At 61.2% G+C, this 26,061-nt stretch carries 27 protein-coding genes; 15 read left to right on the forward strand and 12 right to left on the reverse strand.

Annotation, left to right across the window (positions count from 1 at the left end; translation table 11 throughout):
* Positions 1-102 precede the first annotated feature (102 nt).
* The gene (locus D0544_RS02995) at positions 103-324 is read left to right on the forward strand and encodes a hypothetical protein (RefSeq protein WP_125014531.1); all 222 of its coding nucleotides are present in this window, start codon (positions 103-105) and stop codon (positions 322-324) included.
* Here the strand turns inward: D0544_RS02995 and D0544_RS03000 are convergent.
* The 8 genes from D0544_RS03000 to astE form a co-directional block, all read right to left on the reverse strand.
* Positions 321-761, reverse strand: coding sequence for a DMT family transporter (locus D0544_RS03000; protein WP_125014532.1), 441 nt, complete (start codon positions 759-761; stop codon positions 321-323). The two genes, D0544_RS02995 and D0544_RS03000, sit on opposite strands and share 4 nt — an antisense overlap.
* 173 nt (positions 762-934) lie before the next feature.
* A complete protein-coding gene (locus D0544_RS03005; protein ID WP_207905749.1) occupies positions 935-1,291 on the reverse strand; it encodes an RT0821/Lpp0805 family surface protein in 357 nt (118 codons plus the stop codon).
* A gap of 38 nt (positions 1,292-1,329) precedes the next feature.
* Positions 1,330-1,941 (reverse strand): hypothetical protein, encoded by a 612-nt coding sequence (locus D0544_RS03010; protein WP_125014533.1) that lies wholly within the window; start codon positions 1,939-1,941, stop codon positions 1,330-1,332.
* Between the two features lie 160 nt (positions 1,942-2,101).
* A complete protein-coding gene (locus tag D0544_RS03015) occupies positions 2,102-2,485 on the reverse strand; it encodes a hypothetical protein (RefSeq protein WP_243647228.1) in 384 nt (127 codons plus the stop codon).
* A 2-nt stretch (positions 2,486-2,487) separates the two neighbouring features.
* Positions 2,488-3,315 (reverse strand): enoyl-CoA hydratase-related protein, encoded by an 828-nt coding sequence (locus tag D0544_RS03020; protein WP_125014534.1) that lies wholly within the window; start codon positions 3,313-3,315, stop codon positions 2,488-2,490.
* Positions 3,316-3,341: 26 nt separating this feature from the next.
* Positions 3,342-5,498, reverse strand: coding sequence for an acetate--CoA ligase family protein (locus D0544_RS03025; RefSeq protein WP_125014535.1), 2,157 nt, complete (start codon positions 5,496-5,498; stop codon positions 3,342-3,344).
* 34 nt (positions 5,499-5,532) lie between these two features.
* Complete coding sequence (locus tag D0544_RS03030; RefSeq protein WP_125014536.1) at positions 5,533-6,318, reverse strand: enoyl-CoA hydratase/isomerase family protein; 786 nt, start codon at positions 6,316-6,318, stop codon at positions 5,533-5,535.
* Positions 6,319-6,505: 187 nt separating this feature from the next.
* Positions 6,506-7,543, reverse strand: coding sequence for a succinylglutamate desuccinylase (gene astE / locus D0544_RS03035; protein WP_164880807.1), 1,038 nt, complete (start codon positions 7,541-7,543; stop codon positions 6,506-6,508).
* A gap of 271 nt (positions 7,544-7,814) precedes the next feature.
* Between astE and D0544_RS03040 the strand changes: the two genes are divergently transcribed.
* The 7 genes from D0544_RS03040 to D0544_RS03070 all read left to right on the forward strand — a co-directional run bounded on the left by D0544_RS03040 (position 7,815) and on the right by D0544_RS03070 (position 14,367).
* Positions 7,815-8,144: a DUF1289 domain-containing protein gene (locus D0544_RS03040; RefSeq protein WP_243647229.1), complete on the forward strand. Its 330-nt coding sequence runs from the start codon at positions 7,815-7,817 to the stop codon at positions 8,142-8,144.
* A 178-nt stretch (positions 8,145-8,322) separates the two neighbouring features.
* Complete coding sequence (locus tag D0544_RS03045) at positions 8,323-8,655, forward strand: hypothetical protein (protein ID WP_125014538.1); 333 nt, start codon at positions 8,323-8,325, stop codon at positions 8,653-8,655.
* A 46-nt stretch (positions 8,656-8,701) separates the two neighbouring features.
* Complete coding sequence (locus tag D0544_RS03050; RefSeq protein WP_125014539.1) at positions 8,702-9,610, forward strand: haloalkane dehalogenase; 909 nt, start codon at positions 8,702-8,704, stop codon at positions 9,608-9,610.
* 59 nt (positions 9,611-9,669) lie between these two features.
* On the forward strand, positions 9,670-11,415 hold the full coding sequence (locus D0544_RS03055; protein WP_164880808.1) for a DUF1631 family protein: 1,746 nt from the start codon (positions 9,670-9,672) through the stop codon (positions 11,413-11,415).
* A 12-nt stretch (positions 11,416-11,427) separates the two neighbouring features.
* Positions 11,428-11,769 carry a PilZ domain-containing protein gene (locus D0544_RS03060; RefSeq protein ID WP_125014541.1) on the forward strand — a complete coding sequence of 114 codons (342 nt, stop codon included), beginning with the start codon at positions 11,428-11,430 and terminating at the stop codon, positions 11,767-11,769.
* Between the two features lie 169 nt (positions 11,770-11,938).
* Positions 11,939-13,303, forward strand: a complete 1,365-nt coding sequence (locus D0544_RS03065) for a TrpB-like pyridoxal phosphate-dependent enzyme (protein ID WP_125014542.1) — start codon at positions 11,939-11,941, stop codon at positions 13,301-13,303.
* A gap of 143 nt (positions 13,304-13,446) precedes the next feature.
* The gene (locus tag D0544_RS03070) at positions 13,447-14,367 is read left to right on the forward strand and encodes a pyridoxal-phosphate dependent enzyme (protein ID WP_125014543.1); all 921 of its coding nucleotides are present in this window, start codon (positions 13,447-13,449) and stop codon (positions 14,365-14,367) included.
* Here D0544_RS03070 and yfaE read toward each other — a convergent pair.
* The 3 genes from yfaE to nrdA form a co-directional block, all read right to left on the reverse strand.
* Positions 14,364-14,639: a class I ribonucleotide reductase maintenance protein YfaE gene (gene yfaE, locus D0544_RS03075; protein ID WP_125014544.1), complete on the reverse strand. Its 276-nt coding sequence runs from the start codon at positions 14,637-14,639 to the stop codon at positions 14,364-14,366. The genes D0544_RS03070 and yfaE overlap by 4 nt on opposite strands.
* Positions 14,640-14,658: 19 nt before the next feature.
* Positions 14,659-15,792 (reverse strand): class Ia ribonucleoside-diphosphate reductase subunit beta, encoded by a 1,134-nt coding sequence (gene nrdB, locus D0544_RS03080; protein WP_125014545.1) that lies wholly within the window; start codon positions 15,790-15,792, stop codon positions 14,659-14,661.
* A gap of 74 nt (positions 15,793-15,866) precedes the next feature.
* Positions 15,867-18,137, reverse strand: coding sequence for a class 1a ribonucleoside-diphosphate reductase subunit alpha (gene nrdA, locus D0544_RS03085; protein ID WP_125014546.1), 2,271 nt, complete (start codon positions 18,135-18,137; stop codon positions 15,867-15,869).
* 775 nt (positions 18,138-18,912) lie between these two features.
* Here nrdA and D0544_RS03090 point away from each other — a divergent pair.
* The 6 genes from D0544_RS03090 (at position 18,913) to D0544_RS03115 (ending at position 23,469) form a co-directional block, all read left to right on the forward strand.
* Entirely contained in the window at positions 18,913-19,644 is a 732-nt protein-coding gene (locus D0544_RS03090) for a response regulator (RefSeq protein ID WP_125014547.1), read from the forward strand.
* A 59-nt stretch (positions 19,645-19,703) separates the two neighbouring features.
* Positions 19,704-21,293 (forward strand): ATP-binding protein, encoded by a 1,590-nt coding sequence (locus D0544_RS03095; RefSeq protein ID WP_125014548.1) that lies wholly within the window; start codon positions 19,704-19,706, stop codon positions 21,291-21,293.
* Between the two features lie 238 nt (positions 21,294-21,531).
* Complete coding sequence (locus tag D0544_RS03100; RefSeq protein ID WP_125014549.1) at positions 21,532-22,203, forward strand: substrate-binding periplasmic protein; 672 nt, start codon at positions 21,532-21,534, stop codon at positions 22,201-22,203.
* A gap of 19 nt (positions 22,204-22,222) precedes the next feature.
* Positions 22,223-22,564 (forward strand): antibiotic biosynthesis monooxygenase family protein, encoded by a 342-nt coding sequence (locus D0544_RS03105; protein WP_243647230.1) that lies wholly within the window; start codon positions 22,223-22,225, stop codon positions 22,562-22,564.
* Entirely contained in the window at positions 22,561-22,968 is a 408-nt protein-coding gene (locus D0544_RS03110) for a rhodanese-like domain-containing protein (RefSeq protein WP_125014550.1), read from the forward strand. The genes D0544_RS03105 and D0544_RS03110 overlap by 4 nt, the downstream gene beginning before the upstream one ends.
* Positions 22,969-22,995: 27 nt before the next feature.
* Complete coding sequence (locus D0544_RS03115) at positions 22,996-23,469, forward strand: DUF302 domain-containing protein (protein ID WP_125014551.1); 474 nt, start codon at positions 22,996-22,998, stop codon at positions 23,467-23,469.
* Positions 23,470-23,478: 9 nt separating this feature from the next.
* Here D0544_RS03115 and D0544_RS03120 read toward each other — a convergent pair whose 3' ends face one another.
* The gene (locus tag D0544_RS03120; protein ID WP_125014552.1) at positions 23,479-24,396 is read right to left on the reverse strand and encodes a LysR family transcriptional regulator; all 918 of its coding nucleotides are present in this window, start codon (positions 24,394-24,396) and stop codon (positions 23,479-23,481) included.
* A gap of 143 nt (positions 24,397-24,539) precedes the next feature.
* On the opposite strand from D0544_RS03120, the gene glpK reads away from it, so the two are divergent.
* The gene (gene glpK / locus D0544_RS03125; protein ID WP_125014553.1) at positions 24,540-26,024 is read left to right on the forward strand and encodes a glycerol kinase GlpK; all 1,485 of its coding nucleotides are present in this window, start codon (positions 24,540-24,542) and stop codon (positions 26,022-26,024) included.
* The last annotated feature ends 37 nt before the right edge of the window (positions 26,025-26,061 follow it).

Below are 26,061 nucleotides of genomic sequence, written 5' to 3' on the forward strand. Positions count from 1 at the left end.
TGGGCACCTGAGACCAATGGCGAGTGGAGTCGGGTAAGTCTTCCCCCTATAGTTACCCGTCAGGGTGTGAAAGCCACCGACAGGGGCATTGATGGAGGCGTTATGGAGAGCTGCCGGGAGTATTTTTGCTGTCGCCGCACCAACTGTGTGATGTACCAGCGTGAGGATGGCGTCAATTGCTGGGAGATGGAGGGTACCCTCTGCAACAGTCCTGCGTTGCAGCAGATTGAAGAGGATACCCACAAGGACAAAGAGGCCAAGTGCGACTATTGCATCTACTATCGCCAGGCGCAAAAGGAGCTGGCCCTCAAGGGCAAACTTTAGCGGGTCAGCAGCATGACGCCGGAGAGAATCAGTCCCACCCCGGCCAGCTGTTTCCAGTCAAAGGTGCGTACCGTGCTGCCAAACCAGCCGAAGTGATCGATCAGTGCCGCCAGCAGGAACTGGGCGGCCAACAGTAAGGTAAAAGCTTTGGTCATCCCCATCCGCGGAATCGTGAAGCCGATGCTGGCTACAATCACCAGCCCCAACAGTCCTGAGGAGAGGGTATACCAGGGTACGTTGGCGATATTGGTGGCCAGTTGCCCCCCCTTCATCATCAGTATGATCAGCAAGGCGATCAGCGCACCCATGCCGTAGGTGATAAATACGCTCTCGGCGGTACCGATCTGGCGATCAAGTTGCCCCATGAACTGGCCCTGCAGGCTCACCGCCACACCGCCGATCAGGGCGACAGCCACCAATACTGCTTCGTTACTCATCTTCGCTTCCCTGGGAAAAGGCCATGCTAGCGGCGCAGCGAATTAAAGGTCAACTCCAGTTGATGATTTTTAGTGACAATCGCCTGCCGGCTGTTTAGGGGGAGGTGCCTTGCGCAGGCGCGCCATCGCAGCCAATGCCAGCGACGTCTGGCGGGAGAGTCCCGCGTTCGGTCCTAGCGAACCGGTATCCAGCGGGTGTCAGCGGCGCGGCAGGCGGTGTCCCTCCACTGCTGGTAGCGGCCATTGATCGCCAGGGTTTCCAGGTAATCACGACAGTAGGTACCATCCTGGCGACGGAAGGTGCGGGTCGGAGTGACCGATCCGCTGTGGTTGTTTTGCGGGTTGAGCCAGGTGCTTCCCTGGCCACTGGGCTGGGTTTCAAGGGCGCTGTCCAGGGCCTGGTTCGCGAGTGTGACGTCCTCCGGGGTCATCGACTTATAGAGGGGAGGCGACTTCAGGGTGGTGCAACCGGCCAGCAGTAACACCAGGCAGCTGTTGGCAATGGGGCTCCGTCGGTATGCCATCGGCATGGGGATTTACCTCCTTGTGGGCGGCCTGTGGGTACGAGCTAGCGCACAACCTTCAGCGGGTACTCCCGTAGCGGGGTTTCGGGGATCATCTCCTCCGTCGGGCCGTGGACCAGAAACCCACTGGAGATGATGATGCTTTCCCTGTCGAATACCAGACTGAACACCCGGGTGGCCGGAGAGGGGTGACGCTCTTCGATGTGATCAATATCGTAGGCATTGAACAGAGGAGCCGCCCGCAGTCCGGGAGCTTTTCCGGTGGATTTGCGATAGCCGTGGTTCCAGTGTAGTAGACGGCAGCCGCTGAGCAGTGGACCCAGGGTCGGGTACAGGTTACACGCCTCGCCGGGACTTGGTTTCAGGCAGCGCCAGCCATCGGTAGCCAGAAAGCGCAGCCCTTCAGTAAAGAAGGGGGGATCGGTGTTGAAGCCGCACAGAGCCCGGGGTCCCAGGCGTTGAACCAGCAGGCTAACCACCCGGGCGATGCCTCCCGAGTGGTTCTGCACCGGGTCGCCCCGTTGCAGGCACCAGATCGGCAACTGACGGCCATCGGCCATCAGAATGGTGGTGGGGGCAGTAAAGCCGGGGCGTAGTCCAGCCGGTTGGGGCGCGGCTGCGGGAGGCAGTGGTTGGGTGGGATGACGTCCTGTCATGATGCAGCTCCTGGTGCACGGTCTCTGCACGGCGGATTAAATGGCCACTGACCCTGTGGCTATGGGTTCTAGTTTGGTTGATTTTTATACGATGCGTGGTGATTAAAGTCACACAGCGGACGTGAGCAGAGCGCCCCTGTGAACCGGTTCTCCCTATTGGCTATCTGGGAATCTCCAGCGTGACTTTTCGGCGTCCGTAGCCATGCCGGCTGTCATGGACCCGGATGGTCACCTTCTCCAACCCCTGGGGCAGGCGCACGGCGCTGAGGCTGCGGGTGAAGGGTTGCTCATCGACATGGGGGTGTTGCAGTCGCCGGGTTGCCAACAGGTTGCCCTGCTCATCCACCAGCTCCCAGCGGTCGGCGTAATGGTCCCACCCCTCATCGGCGTGGCGCAGGGTCAGGCTGATACGGTAAAGGCCTGCGCCCTGGGCACTGATCGTGGCCGCCAGGGGCTCGGGCTCGTTGGCTTGGGAGAGGCCTGCCAGCATGAGGGTTAGCGCCACCCAGGCCGCTTGTCGTGTCAGGGGAGGGAAAAGGGTCATGCCTAGCGACCCCGGTAGTGACCGGGGCGTTTTTCCAGAAAGGCGTTGACCGCCTCCAGGTGGTCCTCGGTGTTATGGCACATCCCCTGGAAGCTGGCACAGAGGCCCAGGAAGTCTGCCAGGGGCTGGCGCTGGGCCACCTTCAGCAGGCGTTTGGTCATTCGCAGGGCCTGGGGGGGCTTCTCGGCCATGGTTCGGGCCAGCTCCAGGGCTCGGGGCAGCAACTGGTCGGCCTCAACCACCTCCAGCAGAATGCCCAGCTCAAGCGCCTCTTGCGCCTTGACCAGCCGCCCTGTCAGGGTCAGTTCGGCGGCGCGCTGGAAGCCGATCAGGCGTTGCAGGAACCAGGCACCGCCATCGCCGGGGATGATGCCCAGGTTGATAAAGGTCTCCCCCAACAGGGTGTTTTCGCAGCCGAGGCGAATATCGCACATGCAGCTGAGGTCAAACCCGGCGCCGATGGCCGGTCCATTAATGGCCGCGATGACAGGCAGCTCCGCGCTCTCCATGGCCAACGGCATACGCTGGATACCCTCGCGATACTTCTGCTGTACCTCGAATACCGAACCACCAAAGGCACCCCCGCGATGACGGCCTTCGCGCTCGGCCATCTCCTTGATATTACCGCCGGCTGAAAAGGCCGATCCGGCTCCGGTCATCACCAGCACCGATACCGCCGGGTTGCGGTTGGCCCATTCGATGGTGGCCACAATGTCGTCAACCAGCGCGGTGCCGGTGAGAGCGTTGCGAACATCGTGGCGGGCAAAGGTAAGCAGGGCTACGCGTCCATCGATCTCCAGGGTGGCGTCGGTCAGGGCGGGGAGGTTCATGGTGGCTTGGTCCTTGTTAAAGTGAGTCAGCGGATAGGTTTTTCGGTCAGCAGGATGCGCACATCCAGTATCTCCAGGCCGCTTTGATACAGCATCACCGGGTTGAGTTCCAGCTCGGCGATCTGCGGATGGGCCTGAAGCAGTCGGGAGAGACTGAGCATCAGCTCGATGAGGGCGTCATGGTCGACCGGTGGCTGCCCTCGCACCCCTTCCAGGATCCTGTGGGCACGGATTTCGGTGAGCATGGTGGCTGCATCGGCGGCATCCAGGGGCAGGGCGCGGAAGCTCACATCCCGCAGTACCTCCACGTGGATGCCCCCCAGCCCAAACATGATTACGGGGCCAAATTGCGGGTCGCGGGTAATACCCAGAATCACCTCTACCCCACCCGCAGGGGCCATAGGGGTCAGGAGCACTCCATCGATCCGGGCATCGTTGCGATAGCGCCGGCTGCTGTCGATAATGCGCTGGAAGGCTTGCAACAAGGCCTTTTCTCCCCTGAGGTTAAGGGCGACCCCTCCGGCATCGGATTTATGCACCACCTGGGGGCTCACCACCTTCATGGCCAGTGCTCGCTCCCCGAAATCGCGGGCGGCCGCTCGGAGTGCGGTTTCGTCTTGGATCAGGCAGGTTTCACCCGTGTCGATGCCATACAGTTTGAGCAGTGCCCGCCCTTTATCCTCGGTGACGACCCGCAGCTGCTCGGCGATCACGGCGTCCAGCATTTCAGCGGCGGCTTTCAACGGGGTGAGGGCCTCCCGTCTCAGGTTCGGAGCAGGGGATGGACGTTGTTGCACCTCGCCGTACTGACAGAGTGCGGCCATGCAGTGCACGGCAACCTCCAGCGAGTCCTGCACCGGAATTCCGCCGGCTTCCAGCCGTTGAAGGGCCTCGGTGTTGTGGTGCTTGTAGAGACTGTGCAGCACCAGTGGCTTGCCGTATTGCTTTTGCAGCCGGCAGAGGGTTTGTGCGGCCTGCTCTTCGACATCGGCGAGGGTGGTGGAAAAGCGCAGTTGGTAGCCACCAAAGAGGCCCACCACCAGCAGGCCGTCGACCCCCGGGTCCGCTAGCAGTAGCTCGCTGCAGTCGGCAAACAGGCCCGGTTCGGTATCGCTGGCGCCGGCAAAGTCCACCGGGTTATCGACCGGCGCCTGGGGGCCCAGTAATCCACGCAGGCGCTCTCGGGTTGCCGGTTCAAGCTCGGCCAGTTGCAATCCACGATCGCTCATCTCATCGGCGGTAATCGTGGCGTGCCCCCCGCCATCGGCCAGCACGGCAACCCGATAGCCCCGGGCGCTGGGTTGCGTTGCCAACGATTCGGCGACCGGCAGCAGGTGGTCGGAACGCTCCACGAGGATGACGCCCGCCTGGCGCATAAGGCCCCGGCACAGGGTAATGTCGCCGGCCAGTGCTCCGGTGTGGGAGCGAGCGGCGCTTTGGCCGCTGGGGGTACGTCCCGACTTGTAAAGTACCATTGGTTTGCGGGTGGAAAGCGCGCGAGCGCTTTGCAAAAACGCCTCCCCCTGACGCACCCCTTCGATGTAGGTTGCGACAACGCGGGTGTCACTATCATGAGCGAAGTAGTCGAGGTATTCGTGCAGCGCAATCTCCGCTTCGTTGCCGACGCCGATATAGGTACTGAAGCCGAGCGTCGGGTGGCGCCGGCTTTCGGTGATCATCGACAGGGCCATATTGCCCGATTGGGAAAGTATTCCGACACTGCCCTGCCTGAGGTCCTGGAAACCCACCAGGTTGCATTGTCGGGCGGTATTGAACATACCCGAGGTGTTGGGCCCCACCAGGCGGACACCGCTGCGCCGTGCCGCCTCGACGGCGGCCTGTTCGAGTCGTTCCCCGGCGGGACCGCTCTCGGAGAAACCGGTGGCCAGCACAATGGCGCCCTGGATGCCGGCTGCCCCGCACTGCTCGATAATCTCCGGCACGGTTGAAGCCGGGGTACAGATCAGGGCCAGGTCGACCGCTTCGGGAACCTCGGCAATGGAGGCGTAACAGGTCAGTCCCCTGAGTTCGGTGAGCTGGGGGTTAATCGGGTAGATCGGTCCATCAAAGCCGTCGGACAACAGGCGGGCGATGGCGTTGTAGCCGCGTTTGGCGGGGTTGGCGGAGGCGCCGACCACCATGATCGATCGCGGCGATAAAAAGTCGAGGGGGCGGTTTTTCATGACAGTACTCGCTGTGTGCAGTCGGTCGATGCTCTTAGTTGCCGGTAAAGCGGGGAGGGCGCTTTTCAGCGAAGGCATCCACCCCCTCCTGCCAGTCGTGGGTGGTGGCACAAAAGCACATCCCCTCCAGCTCGGAGGCAAGGGCCGCATCGATCGACTGGTTTCCCAGCAGGTTGAGGTGACGTTTTGCCAGCGCCATCGACAGAGGCGCCTTTTGAGCCAGTGCCTGGGCATACTCCAGCGCCTGCTCACGGAAGCACTCCTCGTCCAGGCAGCGGCTGGCGAGCCCCAGCTTGAGGGCGCGTTTGGCGCTGATGCGCTGGCCTCCGAAGATCAGCTCCCGGGCTCGTGCCAGCCCAACCAGACGGGGTAGCAGATAGCTCACCGCTCCACCGATAAAGGTGCCTATGCTCACTTCGGGCAGCCCGAGCTGGGCCTTTTTGCTCATCAGCAGGAAGTCACAGGCGATGGCAAGCTCGGCACCGGCACCGATGGCGTACCCCTGCACCACGCAGACGATCGGTTTTTCCAAACTGAACAGTCGCTTGCAGAGCTGCTGCTCGGCGGCCAGATACTGGCGTTTTTCGAAGGCGCTGCGCTCGCCACTGGCGTGGGCTTTCATGTCGGCCCCGACGCAGAAGGCACGGCCTTCGCCAGAGAGCATCAGAACGCGAATGGTCGGGTCCCGCTCTGCTGTTTCGAGGGCGTCGAGCAGCTCATCGTAGAGCGGTTTGATCACCGCGTTGAGCCGCTCCGGACGGTTGAGCCTGAGCTCCAGGATATTGTCGTGCCTTAGGGTTTGGATAGATTGGTAGGACATAACGCATTCTCGATCGGGTGCGGTCGAAGGTGGCCACGCGATGGCCTGCGTCGCAGGGTCCCTCTCTGGACAGCGAGGGAGCGAGTGGGAGCAGGTGTCAGCGCACGGGGCGATATACCCACTCTAGGCGGCGTTTGGGGTTGCTGCAAAGGCGATGCAGCGAGAAAAACGGGGGTGCAGTGGGGGCTTATCTCGCCTCGCTGTCAAAGAGCTGGTCCGCATCCACCGCTTCGGCGATCAGCGCCGCCCGAGCTCCGATCTCGACCTTGGCGTTGGGAAAGATAATGTAACCGGGGCTGCCGCTGAGGGTGTAGCAGCTCTCTTCATCGCGGCTGATCAGGCTGCCGGGCATAAAACGGCTGAAGTTGGGCAGGTCATCGGGGAACAGCAGCTCGAAACGCTCCCCTTTACGGATGATCTGGTCGCGAATGCGAAACAGCCGAAGCGACGCCAGCGCGCCCCGGCTTGGCTGACGCCCCTCAATCAACGCGCTGAGGTTGCTTTCCATTGCCATCAGGCGGCTCCCATCGTTCTCTCCAAAGGGGTGCACCTTGCCCAGCTCCAGGGTGAAGCCGTGGGCGTTATGCACCTCGCTGCTGTACCAGGAGAAGGTGGGAGAGTTACGGTCCTGAAACAGCACCGCCTCGATACCGGCGCCGGCCAGCCACTCAAGCTGACCCCTGTCCCAGTGTGGCGTCCGCTGGTTGTGGGGGTAGACGGCAAACTTCTCATATTCGCTGCCACGGATGGCGGTGTGCAGGTCGTAGTGCAGGCGAAGCCCTGACGCCTGGCTAAAAAAGCGATCCACCTGATTCATCAATCGCTGTGCCCGTTGGGGCTCGTAGCCACTTCCCTCGACCCCCTCGGTTTTAAACAGGCGGTTGAGGTTGGTGTCGACATAGCGTTCTGCCCGTCGCATGGCAGGAGGGTTGCCAAGAATCAGCAGCAGTCGCGCTTTTGGCACCAGCTGGCCCTTGAGCAGGCGGTCGACTAGCCGGTCCAGCAGCTCGATAGGGGCAGTCTCATTACCGTGGATACCGGCCGACAGCACAAGGCTGGTGGTGGCCGCCGGCGGCTCGACCAGCAATACCCCCTCGTCGACCAGGGCGATACAGACTCCGTCGCGTTCCCACCGATCCCGTTGGCTGGCATTGTTTGCAGCCAGGGTGTGGGGTAAAAATCGAAAGTCAGGGGTGCTGAGCAACGGGGTCGAGGTGGCTTCCATAGGGCTGTTCCAGATAATCTTGCCCGCATTGTAACCATTGCGATTCCCTTTGCGCAGGCATGCAGGGCAGCATGACGGGATTACGGCAGGGATCGGTCGCATCTGGGCAAGCCAACCACAGGGGGGATAACAGGGGAGGCAATCCAGGGAACAATAACTGAGCGGACTGTTGCGGTATTACGGGGCGATGGTGGTATTATCTCAGTCGCGAAAGCAGAGAAATGGCTCAGCAGCCCTGGCCACAGAAACACCACGAGGACGCCCTGCTTCCATGGCCACCGGTGAACAAAAACAGTCGTCAATGGACGCTGATCGGCAACAGTTTGAACTGTTTGATATCGACTCTCCCTGTCGAGGTATCTGCACCACCAATAACCGTGGCTACTGCGTGGGCTGTTTGCGCAGCCGGGATGAACGCTTCAACTGGAACCAGATGACCCAGGCGCAACGTGCCCGGGTAATGGCACTGTGCAAGCGCCGTCGCAGCCGCATCAAGGAGCACATGGCCCAACGTGAAGAGGTTCAGCTGGACCTGTTGTTGGACAGCCGTCACGCGCCCTTGATTGAGGACCTGTTTGACCCGCTACGCAGGGAGGACTGAGACTCGGCGGCCTGTTAGAGGGTGCTCACCGCGCCTGAGTTGCTCACCTTGTCTGTGTTCTTTCCGACACCTGCTCGCTTGTTGACCCACGTCTATAGTTATCAAACCGTTTTGCTGGAAAATTCATTCGTTACCCTGTTCTCAATGCTTCAGGCCCTGGGCCGATAAGTTGTGGTGAATGTCTCGAGTTTTCTCTTACAGTCGATATGATCCGGTGAGCTGGAATGTGGTCTGCACCGACTGCATGAACCCCCAGCGTATCGTGGCTCGATTCGACATCATGGCGTGTGATGCCCTGGCCGCCGAAATCGATGCCTACCGGCGGATTGACGCCAATCGCCAACGCTTCGGCATCAATGCCTGTGACGTTGATATCTGCGCCTATGAGCAGGGGGAGGAGGTCGAGCTGCGCCAGTCGGAATGTGTGGATGCGCTGCTGCATCACCGGGATCCCGGCCAGGAGCTGTTGCAGCACATCAATCAGCTCGAAGGCGCTTTGGAGCTGGGGTGACGGTCTATACTCTGGTTCCCCGTCGCCCATTCACCTGGAGCCAGCCATGGACCTGCTGAGAACCCCCGACAGTCGCTTTTCGGATCTTCCTGACTACCCTTTCGAGCCCCGGTATGCAGAATTGACCGACCCGGAGGGCAACCATCTACGGATGCACTATGTGGATGAAGGGCAAGGTGACGAAACCCTGTTGTTACTGCATGGGGAGCCCTCCTGGAGCTATCTTTATCGCCACATGATCCCTCCGCTGGTGGCGGCCGGTTACCGTGTACTGGCCCCCGACCTGATCGGGTTCGGGCGTTCGGATAAGCCTGCCCGGCGCGGCGATTACAGCTATCCGCGTCACCTTCAGTGGCTGCAGTGCTGGTTGGATCTGCTGCAGCTACAAGGCATTACCCTGTTTTGCCAGGATTGGGGGGGACTGCTGGGGCTGCGGCTGCTGGCGTCAGAGCCGGCGCGTTTTGCGAGGGTGGTCACCGCCAACACCTTCCTGCCAACGGCCGAGCGAGAAGCGAGCGAGGCGTTTCTCGGCTGGCGGCGTTACTCCCAGGAGGTGCACTGCTTCTCCGCCGGGGAGATCCTGCAACGGGGCACCCAGCGATCGCTCAGTAAGGCGGAGTCTGAGGCCTACGAGGCGCCCTTTCCCAATGAGTCGTACAAACAGGGAGCGAGGCAGTTTCCAATGCTGGTGCCGGTGGCGGCGGATGACCCCCAGGCGTTGGCTAACCGAGAGGCCTGGCAAAGCCTGATGGCTTTTCAAAGGCCCTGGTTAACCCTCTTTTCCGATGGGGACCCGATCACCGCTGGTGGGGACCGGGTGTTTCAGAAATTGATACCGGGCTGTCAGGGGCAGCCCCACCAGCTGATGCCCGGGGGGCACTTCCTGCAGGAGGATTGCAGTGAGGCGCTCAGTCGGGCCATCATAGACTTTATCAGGCAGAATCCTGTTGGCTAGTAGCAGGGTCCGCTGTTCTCTGGAGTTAAGTGCCGTTGATTCGCAGTGGGGGAGTCGCTTTGAGCGTTGATCAAAGCAGAATCGAGAAGTTAGTCGCCTGGCTGACCAAGCTGGAGCAGGGCAAGGACGGGCAGCTGTTGTCCGAAAAGGTGCTGGCGGTTTTCAACCAGCAGAAAGTTAAGCTTGCACCCAGTGAGGAGCAGGCGCTGCGCCTGTGCGCGATGTTTTTCGAATCGTTGCAGCGGTGGCCAGAGTTGCCTGGCGTAGTTCGGGAACCCCTGCGGCTTCTTGAGCTGCCACTGATGCAGCTTGCCCTGCAGGAGAGCCTTTTTGATCGCCAGCGGCTGCATCCGGCGATGGTGTTTGTTCGCAAACTCTGTCGCGCCGGTTATGGCATCGATGAAGAGGACAAACGCTCACCGATTGTGGTGCAGTTGACCCACCTGTGCGCCACCCTGCATGAAAGTGGGATGGCCAGCGCTGGTGACTTTGAAACCATGGGTGCCTTGATCGACCAGCAGCTGGACAGGATCGAGCAGCGCGCCGACAAGATCGTGCAGCGCATGAGTGACTCCGAGGTGGGGCACGCCCTTGCCCTGCAGGCCCAGCGCACCCTGAGTGAGACCTACAACAAAATTTTTTCGGATCGCGAGCTTCCCGCCGAGCTGGCATTGGCGATTGAGGAGCACTGGTGTAACTCCATGCGCCTGATCTGCCTGCAAAAGGGGGCCGCCAGCCCCGAGTGGACCCGCGGCGTGCGTTACGCCCAGTTTCTTGCCCGCATCATCAGCAGCCGCAACGATCCTGCCAAGAAACAGGCGCTCTACAACACCATTGACCTGGTGATCAAAAACTCCCACGACGTGTTCGTTTCGCTGCACCGTGACCCGGAAGACCTGGAGGCGCTCTGCGGCCAGATTTCGGACTGCCTGATGGGCATGCTACGGGGCGAGGCAGTTGAGCTGCAGCCGATGTTTCCCATGGAGGCACAGAGCTGTGATGAGTGGGTTCCCGACACCCTGCACCCCTCCCTGCTCAAGCAGGTGGATGAGCTGCGCGAGGGTGACTGGGTGAGTATGGCGGATGGGCAGGGCGGTTCGCGCTTTGGCCGCCTGGCTGTGCGTATCAACGAGGGGCAGCAGCTGATTTTTGTGAATCGCCAGGGAATGCGCATCAAGGATATGAGCCGTATCGAGCTGGCCATCGGCCTGCAGCAGGAGACGGTCACCCTGCTGGCCGGGATCGCCCGGGTAGAGCAGAACTTCGAGCAACTGCTGGAACACCTTGAGCAGGTTGCCGAACTGCACCAGCGGCGCCTGGCGGAAACCAAAAAACGGCTCGAGCAGGAGGAGCGTGAGCGTCTGGAGGCGGAGCAGCGACGAAGGGCTGAGCTGATGGCCCAGGCGCGAGCTGAAGCCAAGGCGCGGGCGATTGCCAAAGCGGAGGAGGAGAAGCGTCTGGCCGAGGAGCGCAAGCGCCAGGCCGCCGAGCAGAAACTCAAGGAGGAGACTGAGCGCCACCAGCGCAGCCTCAATCTTGCTCGCTCCCTGCCAACCGGATCCTGGCTGGAGCAGCGTTTGGGTGAAAAGCGGATGAAACTAAAACTGGCGGTGATCAACAAGATCGACCAGCAGCGTATTTTTGTGGACCGGGCCGGCAATAAGCAGCTGAGCCTGAGCGAAGCGGAAGTGGCGCTGGAGCTCCATGAAGGGCGACTGGTGGTGGTCGAGAGCGGGGGCAATTTCAGCTCCGCACTGGCCACCGTGGTTGGTGGTATCCGAAGCGAACAACAGCGGCGGCAGTAGGGGAGACGAGCCATGAAAACCGTGCAGGAGAACAAGCGTTTCCAGGATCGCCTTAACCGCAGTGTTGAGGTTTACGTGGAGTTGCCCGACCATTTGGGGGATGTGGAGATCGTGTTGTGCGAAACCCTCGATATATCCCCGGCCGGCTTTCGTATGAATATCCAGGACCCGCTGCCAACGGCGGTGGTGCTGGATGTGTGCGCCGATTTTGACGGCGAGCGCTACTTCCTCAAAGGCGAGGTCAAATGGCAGCACAAGGTGGGGGACATTCTCGAAACGGGGATGGAGCTGTACGATGCCATCGACAGTGATTTCGACCGCTGGCAGCAGCTGTTCCAGAACGACACCCCCTAGTCCGGCCGGGCCCGGTTGCTCCGAACCGGGCAGATACCCAATCCCATCTCGTGAGGTTCTTCTGGCCCTGGCCAGGTCGCCTTAAATTCCGTTTGTCTGCCCCCGTCCCACTTCGATAGACTGTCGCGATAATTATAAACCGACTAATCGACTGTGATGGGAGACCCGGATGACCCAAACCAAGATTTTACTGGATGAGAGCGAGATACCCCGCCAGTGGTATAACGTGGTGGCTGACCTGCCGACGCCGCCGGCGCCACCCCTGGGACCCGATGGTAACCCGCTCGACCCCTCTGCCATGTCGGCCATTTTCTGTGACCCCATCATTGAGCAGGAGGTTTCCGCCCAACGCTGGATCGATATCCCCGATGAGGTGAGAGAGATCTACGGCCAGTGGCGCCCTACGCCGATGTTCCGGGCGCACCGGCTCGAAAAGGCGCTCAACACTCCGGCCAAAATCTATTACAAATATGAGGGAGTCTCGGCAGCCGGATCCCATAAGCTGAATTCAGCAGTGGCCCAGGCCTATTACAACCGTCAGGCCGGTATTACCCGCCTGACCACCGAAACCGGCGCCGGGCAGTGGGGCTCCTCCCTGTCGCTGGCCGGGCAGATGTTCGGCATCGATGTGCGCGTCTATATGGTGAAGGTGAGTTACGGTCAAAAGCCCTTCCGTCGATCCATGATGCAGACCTGGGGAGGCGAGGTGCTGGCCAGCCCCACCGACCAGACTGAGGTGGGGCGCCGGATCCTGGCTAAGGACCCCGAGTGCCAGGGCTCCCTGGGGATTGCCATCTCCGAAGCGGTGGAGGAGGCAGTATCCCGCGCCGATACCAAGTACTCACTGGGGTCGGTATTGAACCATGTGTTGTTGCACCAGACCGTCATCGGCCTGGAGGCCAAGAAGCAGTTTGAAAAGGTGGGCGATTACCCCGACATGATCTTCGCCCCCTGTGGGGGGGGCTCCAATTTTGCCGGTGCGGCTTTCCCCTTCTTTGCCGATGTCGCCGCCGGCGGCAAGCCGGTGCGTATGGTGGCGGTTGAGCCCAGCTCCTGTCCCAGCCTGACCCGCGGCCACTACGCCTATGACTTCGGTGACTCCGAAGGCTTCACCCCGCTGACCCTGATGTACACCCTGGGACACGACTTTATGCCCCCCGGTATTCACGCCGGTGGCTTGCGTTACCACGGCGCCTCGGCGCTGGTGTCGCAGATGTACCAGGAAGGCTTGATCGAGGCGGTTGCAGTGCCCCAGGTGGCGACCTTCGAGGCGGGGGTGACCTTTGCCCGAGCGGAGGGGATTATCCCCGCGCCTGAATCCAATCATGCCATTCGCGCTACCATCGACGAGGCGCTTCGCTGCCGCGAGTCGGGAGAGCAGAAGACCCTGTTCCTGAACCTCTCCGGTCATGGTCATTTCGATATGGCCAGCTACGACCGTTACCTGGGTGGCCAGTTGGAGGATTATGAGTATCCCCAGCAGGCGATCGAGGAGGCGTTGACGCGCTTGCCCCAGGTGGCCATGGCCGAATAGCCATCGCTGCCGGATCCCTCTTAGGGGGAGTGGTGGTTAATGGGGGTCACTTCGGTGACCCTTTTTCTCTTTTTCCGACCCACAACCGCCGCCAGGGTAGTGCCCCGGTGGTGGATCGCTAACCTGACCCAGAGAGACAATCCATGAGACCGCTTCATATACAAACGCCTCTGTTGCAATCGCTGCCCTTGAGCCAGCAGCTCGGTACCCGGGTGTGGTTGAAGATGGAAGCCCTGCAGCCGAGTGGTTCCTTCAAGTGCCGGGGCGTTAGCCTTGCCTGCCAGCACTATGTGGCGCAGGGGGCGCGCTCCCTGGTTTCCTCGTCGGGAGGCAACGCCGGGCTGGCGGTCGCCTATGCCGGGCGCCAGTTGGGGGTGCCGGTGACCGTCGTGGTTCCTATCACCACCAGTGCCCGCGCCATCGAGCTGATCCGCCAGCAGGGGGCTGAGGTACGGGTTGAGGGGGCTCGTTGGAATGAGTCCCACGAGGTGGCGCTGGAGCTGGCCGAGCGAGGCGGGGCCTATATCCACCCCTTCGATGATCCCCTGCTGTGGCAGGGGCACGGGACCCTTATTGACGAGGTGGTCGAGGCGGGCGTGCAACCGGATCTGGTGGTGTTATCGGTGGGTGGTGGTGGGCTGCTGTGCGGTGCCATCGAGGGGCTGCGCCGCAACGGGGCTGAGCGGGTGCCGGTGTGGGCGGTGGAGACCGAGGGGGCGGCCTCCCTCAACCATGCGCTGGCGGCTGGGCGGCTGGAGGGGGTCGAGCGGATCGATTCGGTGGCGACCTCGCTGGGGGCACTCTGTGTCGCCGAGCGGGCCTTTGCGCTTTCCAGCCAGCACCCGGTGACGGCGAAAACGGTCAGCGATGGGCAGGCGATAGGTGCCTGCGATCGTTTTCTTGAGGAACAGCGCCTGCTGGTGGAGCCGGCCTGTGGGGCCAGCCTGGCGGCGCTGTATGATTTTGATGGGACGTTGCAGCCCTTCAGGGATGTGCTGGTGATTGTCTGTGGCGGCGTGGGGACCAGCCGCCAACAGTTGCAGCAGTGGTTAGAGCCGGCTTAACCGGTCTTGCGCTGGCTTTCGGGGATCTCGATGGTGATATCGCTCCGTGTCCTGCAGCAGCAGGGCAGGATGCGTCCCGGTGGCACAAAGGCTACCGGCTCCTGTTCATACTCCACTTCACCGGCCAGCAGTTCGACCTGGCAGGCGCCGCAGAACCCCTGCCGGCACTGGTAATCGATCTCGACCCGCTCGCTTTCCAGCGCCTCCAGCAGCGTCTGCCCCTCGCGGGGCATAAAGCTGAAGCCGTCCATCACTTTAACGATATGTGTCATAGACTCGGTTTCTGGCCGGTTATAGGGCGAAGTCGCCGAAGTCTTCACCATCCACATCGCGGTCGATGGCACCCACCAGGTAGGAGGTGATTTCGGTCTCCTGGGGAGCTACCTGCACATTATCGCTGACCAGCCAGGTGTTCATCCAGGGCAGAGGGTTGTTGGTCACCTGGTACTTGGGCGTCAGGCCAATCTGCTGCATGCGCTGGTTGGCAATGTACTCGACGTACTGCTTAAGGATCTCGGCGTTGAGACCGATCATGGAGCCATCCTTGAACAGGTACTCGGCCCAGGCTTTCTCGTCGCGCACCACCTCGTCAAACATCCGGTAGGCGAGGGTTTCGTTTTCGCGAATGATCTCTGCCATCTGCGGGTCATCCTTGCCGGCGCGCCAGGTGTTGATGACGTGCTGACCAGCGCTGGTGTGGAGGGCTTCGTCCCGTGCGATCAGCTTGATGATCTTGGCGTTGCCCTCCATCAGGCTGCGTTCGGCAAAGGCAAAACTGCAAGCGAAGCTGACGTAGAAGCGAACCCCCTCCATGATATTGAGGCTGAGGATGGCGAGGAACAGCTTTTTCTTCAGCTCCGGCAGTGAGATCACCTTGCGCTCACCGTTGACGGAATGGTTGCCTTCACCGAGCAGGTTGAACCAGCTGCTGTACTCGATCAGGTCGTCGTAGTAGCGGCAGATCTGGGTGGAACGCTCGACGATCTCCTCGATCTCGATAATGCCGTTGAAAATTTCGGTCGGATTATCGAAAACGTTGCGGATGATGTGGGAATAGGACTTGGAGTGGATCGCCGACTCCACCGCTGAAAACAGTTCGTACATCGCCTCCAGCTCGGGCAGGGAAACGGCCGGCAGGGTCGCCATGGCGATCGAGCGGCCAGCGGCTGCATCCGCCAGGGTCTGGAATCGCAGGTTGGCGAGGAAGATATGGCGCTCGTGCTCCGGCAGGGACTGGAAGTCGAGCCGGTCCTTGGAAACGTCGATCTCTTCCGGGCGCCAGAAGAAAGAGAGTTGCTTGTCGGTCAGCTTTTCGAAAATCGGGTAGCGCTGCTCGTCGAAGCGCAGCACGTTGACGGGCTGGCCGAGAAACATCGGCTCTTTCAGCTGGTCGTGCTTCTGGGTATTGAATGTGGTGTAACGCATGGTTTTATTCCGTTAGGTCGACCGGGATGCGCGGGGCGCATCCCTTCAATAGGGCGCGATAGTGACGCTATGGGTTAGATCTTGCAAGCCCCGCCCGCGCAACCATCATCCTCTTCGCCGTGGCTGTCCTCGGCACCGTCATGGGTGTTGTGGTAGTAGAGGGTCTTGACCCCCAGCTTGTAAGCGGTCAACAGGTCCTTGAGCAGCAGCTTCATGGGGACCTTGTTGCCCTCGAAGCGGGCGGGGTCGTAGTTGGTGTTGGCTGAGATGGTCTGGTCGATAAATTTCTGCATGATGGCCACCAGCTGCAGGTAGCCATCGTTGCTGGGAATATCCCACAGCAGCTCGTACTGGTTGCGGCAGTTTTCGTAGTCGGGCACCACCTGCTTGAGGATGCCGTCCTTGCTCTGCTTGACGCTGACAAAGCCCCGCGGTGGCTCGATGCCGTTGGTGGCGTTGCTGATCTGCGAGGAGGTTTCCGAAGGCATCAGGGCGCTCAGGGTGCTGTTACGCAGACCGTGTTGCTTGATGCTGTCGCGCAGGCTCTCCCAATCGTAGTGGAGCGGCTCGCTGCAGACGCCATCGAGATCCCTCTTGTAGGTGTCGATGGGGAGTACGCCTTCGGCGTAACGGGTATCACTGAACTTGGGGCAGGCTCCCTGCTCACGGGCCAGCTCGTTGGAGGCCTTGAGCAGATAGTACTGGATCGCCTCGAAGGTGCGGTGGGTAAGGCCGTTGGCGCTGCCGTCGGAGTATTTCACCCCGTTCTTGGCCAGGTAGTAGGCGTAGTTGATGACCCCCACACCGAGGGTGCGACGCGCCATGCTGGCACTGCGGGCGGCGGGGATCGGGTACTCCTGGTAGGTCAGCAGGCTGTCCAGTGCACGCACGATCAGGTCAGCCAGCTCGCCCAGCTCGTCGAGGTTCTCCAGCGCGCCCAGGTTGAAGGCCGCCAGGGTGCAGAGGGCGATCTCCCCCTCTTCGTCGTCGACGTGGTTGAGGGGTTTGGTGGGCAGTGCGATCTCCAGGCAGAGGTTGCTCTGGCGGATCGGTGCCTTCATCGGGTCGAAGGGGCTGTGGGTGTTGCAGTGGTCCACGTTCTGCAGGTAGATGCGGCCGGTGTTGGCGCGCTCGGCAGCAAACATCGAGAACAGCTCCACCGCCTTGATGGTCTTCTTGCGAATGCTCGGGTCCTGCTCGTACTTAACGTAGAGCTCATCGAACTTGTTCTGGTCCTGAAAGAAGGCGTCGTAGAGACCGGGTACATCGGAGGGGCTGAACAGGGTGATGTCGCCGCCCTGGATCAGGCGCTGGTACATCAGCTTGTTGAACTGGACCCCGTAGTCGAGGTGGCGCACCCGGTTCTCCTCAACTCCGCGGTTGTTTTTCAGTACCAGCAGTGACTCGACCTCAAGGTGCCACAGGGGGTAGAAGAGGGTCGCCGCGCCGCCACGAACACCGCCCTGGGAGCAGCTCTTGACCGCGGTCTGGAAGTGCTTGAAGAAGGGGATACAACCGGTGTGGAACGCCTCACCGTTGCGGATCGGGCTGCCAAGGGCGCGGATGCGGCCGGCGTTGATGCCAATACCGGCGCGCTGGCTGACGTATTTAACGATGGCGCTGGAGGTAGCGTTGATGGAGTCCAGCGAGTCGCCGCACTCGATCAGCACGCAGGAGCTGAACTGGCGGGTAGGGGTGCGCACCCCGGACATGATCGGGGTTGGCAGCGATAGCTTGAACAGGGAGACCGCATCGTAGAAACGGCGGATGTAGGCCATCCGCGTCTCTTTCGGGTAGCTGGAGAAGAGACAGGCGGCGATCAGTACGTAAAGGAACTGGGGGCTCTCGTAGTACTGGCCGGTGACCCGGTTCTTGACCAGGTATTTGCCTTCAAGCTGCTTGACCGCAGCGTAGCTGAAGTTCATATCGCGACGGTGGTCGATGAAGTTGTTCATCTCCTCGAATTCGTCGGCGCTGTAATCGGTCAGCAGGTGGGCGTCGTAACGCTTCATGTCCACCATCTTGCTGACGTGCTCGAGCAGGGTAGGGGGCTCGAAGGCTCCATAGGCTTTTTTGCGCAGGTGGTAGATCGCCAGGCGGGCGGCCAGGTACTGGTAATCGGGCGCTTCACGGGAAATCAGGTCGGCCGCCGACTTGATAATGGTCTCGTGAATTTCGGAGGTGGTAATCCCTTCATAAAACTGGATGTGGGACTTCATCTCTACCTGGGAGACAGAAACGTTGTTCAGCCCCTCGGCTGCCCAGTTGATAACCCGGTGGAGTTTCTCCCAGTCGAGGGATTCCTGGCGGCCGTCACGCTTGGTGACCAGTAGTTTGGTATTCATAGGATGTAGTACCTGCGGTTAAAAATGAAACACAACATATAGTGTTGTGAGCTCCCCCTGAAGTGTGCAAGGCGGGGTACAATTCCAGCGTTGCGGGCTGTCACACGGAAGGTGGCCCGGAAACGGCCTGGCGTGGTCTTTCCCCCGATCATTCCCGCGTAGCGCGGTGGCTGACTTGCTGCACTCCTGCCTGTAAAAAAGCAGCAATGCACATCGCAAAGGTGCTTGACATTTGTCAATGATTTTGTGCCAGGCACACAATATATAGTGTTTTAGTGATCAATGGACACAAGATAATAGGGATTGGTCTCGAATGCAAGGTGGGTAAGCTGGGTGTATCTTGTGGATAAGATGTGGGTTGCTGCGCAGGTAAGCGGTTACCAACAGCGCACGGTCGGTGAGGTGGACGTTTGCGGAAAAAGGGCCAAAACCTGTGGATTGCCGGGCAGGGCCGATTCGGTTGCCCGGGGCCGCATCCCGTAGGGCAGGAGTCGGTCTCTGGCGAAATCCTATACTATATATTGTGGTGTCAGCCCGGGGTGGCCAGCCGTGGTCAAGCCGCAGCGTGGCGCAAAATTCATTTCCTGGCGGAGGACCGTCTACATCGACCCGCAGCGTGTTGGCGGGGCTCTCCGCGGGAGTGTGACCGGGGGGGCTGTATGCGACCGCGGGATAGGATAATCTACCCTGCAAGGGGAGAGAGCCCGCCATAGCTGTGTCGAGCAACTCGCTAAATACCACTGTCTTCAAATAACTGTCGGGGATACATACGCACGTGGACACAACGGAAACCGGTCGAATTCTGATTGTCGAGGATGATGAGCGCCTGGCGGAGCTGACCAGGGAGTACCTGGAAAGCAATGGCCTGAGCGTGGGGGTCGAGGGCGATGGTGCCAAGGCGGTCGATCGTATCCTGGCCGAGCAACCTGATCTGGTGGTACTGGACCTGATGTTGCCGGGGGAGGACGGGGTCTCCATCTGTCGCCGGGTGCGTCAGGACTATCAGGGGCCCATCCTGATGCTGACCGCCCGTACCGACGACCTGGATCAGGTGCTGGGCCTGGAGATGGGCGCCGATGACTATGTATTCAAGCCCGTGCGTCCCCGGGTACTGCTGGCACGAGTGCGAGCGCTGTTGCGCCGCAGCAACACGCCGGCGGCGGGCAACGAGCCGGAGGGGAGCGGAGATCAGTCACGCCTCAGCTTCGGCAAATTGGTGGTCGATAGCGCGATGCGCGAGGCCTGGCTCAATGAGGAGAGTATCGAACTCACCAGCGCAGAGTTCGATCTGCTGTGGCTGCTGGCCAGCAACGCGGGTCGGGTTCTCAGCCGGGAGGAGATTTTCGCGGCACTGCGGGGTATCGAATACGACGGCCAGGATCGTTCCATTGATGTTCGGGTTTCCCGCATTCGCCCCAAGATCGGCGATGACCCGATGCATCCGCGCCTGATCAAGACGGTTCGCAGCAAAGGCTACCTTTTTGTCAAAGAGGCGGCGCCCGTCTGACCTGATGACGATCCGTAAGTGATCGCCGTTGCCCTCCTCTCCATAACCCGGGATCCATCGTGACCAGTATCTTTCTGCGTATCTATGGCGGCCTGCTGTTTACCCTGGTGTTGGTCGCGGTACTGTCGGGCCTGGCGGTAACCATCATCAACGGGGTTCGCCTGGCCGAGTACCGGCAGGAGATGGCCGAGGGGACCTTTAGCCTGGTGGCGGAGGAGTTGCAGCGGCTGCCTCCCGGTCAGAGGCCCGAGGCACTGGCCAGGCTCGAGTTGGTGCTGGGCATTGAGCTGGTTTTGCTCCCCCACTGGGAGTCCGGGCTGGATCACGAGCAGCTCGACCGCGCGGAGCGTCAAGGGGTACTGGTCGAGATCGCCCCCGATAACCGGGGACAGATTTTTATGCCGCTGAATGACGGCATGATGTTGCGCGCCGAGATCAACAGCCTTACCGAACAGCTGGCCTATGGCACCCTGCAGTTGCTGCTGGAACGGCTTTATCCCTTGCCACCGGAGGCGCGCGGCGGGGTGCTGGCGGAGTTACAGGTACATCGGTTTGGCTATGCCCTGGAGCTGGTCTCGCCTGAACAGTCACAGCTAAGTGAACCCCAACTGATCCGCCTGGCCAAGGGGGAAACCCTTACCCAGCTCGGGGAGGGCGCCGGCTCGGTGCTGTTCTTTTCCCCCCTCAAGGATGAGCCCCGCCTGCTCAAGGTAGGGCCGGTCAGGTTATTTGAGCTCTACCCGTTCAAGCTGCTGATGTCGATTGTGCTCTTTATGTCCACCTCGGTCTCTCTGGCGATCTATGTACTGGTGCGCGGACTCGAACGGCGCCTGAGGAAACTGGAGAGTGCAGCCACCCACATATCACGAGGTAACCTGGATGCCCGGGTAGAGGTTCGTGGTGCTGACTCGGTTGGACGGTTGGCAATGGCCTTCAACGGCATGGCCAGCCATATCCAGCGACTGCTCAGCATCCAGAAGGAGATGATTCGCGGTGTTTCCCACGAGCTGCGGACTCCGGTGGCACGCCTGCGTTTCGGGTTGGAGATGGTGGCCGATGCCACCTCCGAATCACAGCGGATGCGGCATCTGGAGGGGATGGATAATGATATTCAGGAGCTCGATACCCTGGTGGATGAGATCCTCACCTACGCCAATCTGGAGCAGGGGTCGCCGGTAATCCATTTTCGGCGTGAGGATATCGATGGCATCCTCGACCAGGTCACCCGGGAACAGAGCCAGACGAACCCGGATATCCAGATTGAGCACCGGCGCAGCCAGTTACCGGAGATGATGCGAAAAGCGGAGGTTGAACGCCGATACATGCATCGGGCCGTGCAAAACCTTGTGGGTAATGCCTGCCGCTACGCCCGTGGCAGGGTACGGGTCAGCTATCACCTCAACGCTGAAAACTGCCGTATTGATGTGGAGGACGATGGTCCGGGTATTCCGGAAGAGCAGTGGGAGCGAGTGTTTACCCCTTTTACCCGCCTGGACGACAGCCGCACCCGCGCTTCCGGTGGTTACGGGTTGGGGCTCTCCATTGTTCGACGTATTGTGTACTGGCATAACGGCCGGGCTCTGGTAGGACACAGTGATCTGGGGGGTGCCCGCTTCAGTATTGTCTGGCCCCGCAAGCAGCGTCGCTAGCAGATGAGACTCTTTGACTGGGTTGCCCTTGCCCCGATGCCCCTGCCGCCTATAATGCCCTTGGCGCTGTATCACTTCGGTACGGCGGGGTATCAATGGATTGAGTGTAACCCTGTTGAAAATTAGACGATTGAACACAACCCCATTATCGGTACGGAGTGCCGGGCTTTCTCTGTGGCTGTGGGGCGGGCTGTATCTGTTGTTCGCGAGTTTGCCCCTCAGGGCTGAGGAGCTGAGGGTGTCGATGGTGGCCGATACGCCGATGCAGATGATCGCCGAGCGTGTGATGACGCAGGTCTATGAGCGTTTAAATCTGGCCCTGACACCCGTTCCCCTGCCCGCCAAGCGGGCGCTTCAAGCCGCCGATAGCGGCCAGGTCGACGCCGAGCTGTTGCGGGTGGCCGATATCGTAACCCGCTACACGAACCTGCTACGGGTTCCTGAACCCTACCTTATGATGCAGGCGATGGCCTTCAGTCGGGCCGGCTTCCCACCCATCCGCCGCTGGGAAGACCTCAAGCCCTACCGGGTCGGTGTGATGCGGGGCGTTCACTACAGTGCCCAGGCAACGGAGGGGATGGACCGCCTGATTGCCAACGATATGGAGCAGTTGTTCGACCTGCTGCAAAAAGGGCGCGTTGATCTGGTGGTGACGGCTAAACTCAATGGGGCCATAGAGATGCGCCAGCGCAGTGGCCCCCCGCTGATGATGCACCCAACCCCCCTCTACGAGGCGCCCATGTACCATTTCATGAACCGCCGCCACGGCGCGCTGGTCGACGCGCTGAGCCGGGAGATCGCCGACCTCAAGGCGAGTGGCCAGTTGCAGCGCTGGGTGGATGAGGCAGTTGTAGAAACCGCCGTTGAGCTCAGTGCAACTCGGACCAAGGCCTTTGTCCAGCACAAGTAAGCTATAGTCAACAGGTTTGATGGCCCCTTTCCCCAACCGCTGGTCGATGGAGAGCCCCTTGTACGCTGTCATCTTTACCGCCACCCTTAAGTTGGTTGACGCTGATTACCTGAAAACCGCTGCTCGCCTCCGGGAGTTGGCGCTGTCCCGTTACGGTTGCCTGGCGTTTTCGTCGGTGACCGAGGGGAAACGCGAGATAGCGATCTCCTACTGGGAAACTGAGGCGGCCATCGCCGATTGGAAACGCGACCCCGAGCATCGGCAGGCGCAGCTGAGCGGGCGCGATCGCTGGTACGCCTCCTACCGGGTTGAGGTGGCCCGTATCGAGCGACAGTACGAGCAGAGCGAGGAGGGTGTATGAAACCGGTACTGAGCAAGGGCTTCTTCGCCCTGTTGGAGGAGGCGGAGCAGGCGGTTGAAAGCCTGACCCCTGAACAGCTGATGGAGTCGCGCGGGGATGATAAGGATCTGCTGCTGGTGGATCTGCGGGATATCCGAGAGCTGCAACGCGAAGGCAAGATCCCCGGAGCCTTCCACATGCCCCGGGGGATGATGGAGTTCTGGATCGACCCCGAGAGCCCGTATTTCAAAGGGATCTTCGCGGAGCATTCACGCTGGGTCTTTTACTGCAACAAGGGCTGGCGCTCGGCATTGACCACCCATACGGCGATGCAGATGGGGGTGACCCATATCGCCCACCTGGCAGGGGGATTCTCCGCCTGGGTGGACGCCGGGGGGGAGGTAGAGGAGGTCCCCAAGCGCTAGCACTGGTCGCTCACTCGGGAGGAGCTTATGAAACGCTTTAAACCTGCATCGGCTGGAGTGCTGGCCCTACTGGTCAGCAGTCTGCTGGGGGCAATCCATGCCCAGGCCGACGATGGGTTGCTTTGGGTCGGTAGCGCCCATAGTGTCGCCACCACCAGCGAGCGGCTGCAGGCGCTGTTGTCCCGCAAGGGGATTACCCTGTTTGCCCGCATTGACCATGGTGCCGGAGCGCGCTCGGTGGGGCGTAGCCTGCCCCCCACCGAGTTGCTGATCTTCGGTAACCCTAAACTGGGTACGCCGTTGATGGAGTGCCAGCCCAGTGTGGCGGTGGATTTGCCGCAGAAGATGCTGATCAGCGAGGACGAGGAGGGCAGGGTATGGCTCAGCTACACCGCACCCGCCTATCTGGCACAGCGTCACCGGATAGAGGGGTGTGACGCTGTGCTGCAGACGGTGTCCGGCGCGCTGGCTGCCCTGGCGCGGGCAGCCGCCTCTCCATGATATCGAGGGCTAGCGGGCGCGCTCGATCCCGCTCAGGGTATCGGCCGAAATGTCCTTGGCGGTGAGCAGGAAATCCTGCATGTAGGGGGTGTCCAGCTGGTCCTCCCTCACGGCGGCGAAGAGGGTGCCGGTCACCCCGTCCCTCCCCAGCGGGCGGGCACTGACGTAACCCTTCTCCAGATACTCGGCGAGCGCCCAGTTGGGCAGTGCCGATACCCCCCGGCCACTGGCCACCAATTGCATCATCATCACCGTCAGCTCCGAGGTGCGCACCGCCAGGGGCTCGACCCCGGCAGGATCAAGGAAACGGGTAAAGATATCCAGTCGGTGGCGCTCCACCGGATAGCTGATCAGTATCTCCTTGCTCAGGTCCTCCGGCTCGATGTGGTTGCGGGCGGCAAGGGGGTGCTGGTTAGCAACCGCCAACAAACTCTCGTAGCGAAACAGGGGAATATAGCTGACGCCCACCAGCTCCTCGGGGTCGGAGGTGACCACCAGGTCCAGGTCGCCACGCTGCAAGGCCGGGAGGGGGGCAAAATTGAAGCCGCTGGCCAGATCCAGTTCCACATCGGGCCAGTGGTTGCGAAACTCGTCGATGGTGGGCATCAGCCACTGGTAACAGCTGTGGCATTCGATCGCCAGGTGCAGGCGTCCCGCCTCGCCCCCCGCCAGCCGCTCCAGGTCCAGCTCGGCGCTGCGTACCATCGGCAGGATGTCGCTGGCCAGGTTGAGCAGGCGCTGGCCGGCGGTGGTAAAACGCAGGGGGCGGGTTTTGCGGATCACCAGCAGCGTACCGGTACGGTTTTCGAGGTCCTTCAGCTGGTGGGAGAGCGCCGACTGGGTCAGGTTCACACGCTCCGCCGCTTCGGCCATGCTGGTGCAGTCACGCAGGGCGATCAGGGTGCGCAGGTGGCGTAGCTCTATCACTATTAATAAACCTCAATAAAATTGTGCTATTCGTGATTTTTTCTCAATTTTACTGGGGCTCTATGGCGGCGTCCACCCGGGGGGCGGCGAAGGCCGCCGGGGATGGTATGCTCATGCACAGGAACAGCGAACAGGACGCGAGCATGACCCAGTATCTGATGGCGATCGACCAGGGGACAACCAGTACCCGGGCCATTATCTACAATACCCAGGGGGTCCCCCTGTGGCAGAGCCAGCGGGAGTTTGGCCAACACTATCCCGAGGATGGCTGGGTCGAGCACGACCCCGAGGAGATCTGGGAGACCACCCTGGAGGTATGCCGCCAGGTGCTGAAAAAGGGGCACCTGAAAGCAGGAGATATCGCCGGCATCGGTATCACCAACCAGCGTGAAACCACGCTGGTGTGGGATCGGGTCAGTGGTGAGCCGATCTACAACGCCATCGTCTGGCAGGATCGGCGAACTGCGGCCCATTGCGAAGCCCTTAAACAGCAGGGGCGGGAGGGGATGGTCGCTGCCAGGACCGGGCTGTTGCTGGACCCCTATTTTTCGGCTACCAAGATTGCCTGGATACTGGACAAGGTCGAGGGCGCGCGGGCCCGGGCCGAAGCCGGCGAACTGCTGTTCGGCACGGTGGACAGCTTCCTCCTGTGGCGGCTGACCGCGGGCAAAAGCCATAAGACCGATGCCACCAACGCCTCGCGTACCCTGCTGTTCGATATTCATCGCCAGTGTTGGGATGAGGCGTTGCTGGAACTGTTCCGGGTCCCGGCGGCGATGTTGCCGCAGGTGGAGGATTGCTGCGCTGATTTTGGGGTTACCGACGCCAGCCTCCTGGGGGCGGAGATCCCCCTGGTTGCCATCGCCGGCGACCAGCAGGCGGCGCTGGTGGGGCAGGCCTGCCTGCAACCCGGTATGGCCAAGAGCACTTATGGCACCGGCTGCTTCATGATGCTCAACACCGGTGAGGTAGCCGTGCAGTCCAGTAACCGCCTGCTCACTACCGTCGCCTACCGCCTCAAGGGGGAGGTCAGCTACGCCGTAGAGGGCAGTATCTTTATCGCCGGAGCGGCGGTGCAGTGGTTGCGGGACGGCATTCGCCTGATCCCCCACTCCAGCGTCACTGAGGCCCTGGCCCGCGAGGCACGGGAGTCGGGGGTCTACCTGGTACCCGCGTTTACCGGGCTGGGGGCACCCTACTGGGACCCCAACGCCCGAGGCGCGATTATGGGGCTGACCCGTGATACCGGCATCGCCGAAATCGTTGCCGCCGGATTGCAATCGGTCTGCTACCAGACCCGGGACCTGTTGCTGGCGATGCAGGCCGATGGCGCGCAGAAACCCGGGACCCTGCGGGTGGATGGCGGCATGGTGGTCAACAACTGGCTGGTGCAGTTTCTGGCCGATATGCTGGACGTTCCGGTGGAACGTCCGGAGGTCACCGAAACCACCGCCCTGGGTGTCGCCTACCTGGCGGGTTTACAGCTGGGCATCTACCAGACGCTGGAGGAGATAGGCAGCCTCTGGTACGGGGACCGGCGGTTTGAGGTTGAGATGGAGGAGCCCCAGCGGAAGGTGCTCTATGAGGGGTGGCTCAACGCGGTGGAGCGGGTGCGTACCAACCGCTAACCGCCCACTCCAGCGGGCGGGATTAACACGCATATTT

The sequence above is a fragment of the Aestuariirhabdus litorea genome, from assembly GCF_003864255.1.
Classification (GTDB): Bacteria; Pseudomonadota; Gammaproteobacteria; order Pseudomonadales; family Aestuariirhabdaceae; genus Aestuariirhabdus; species Aestuariirhabdus litorea.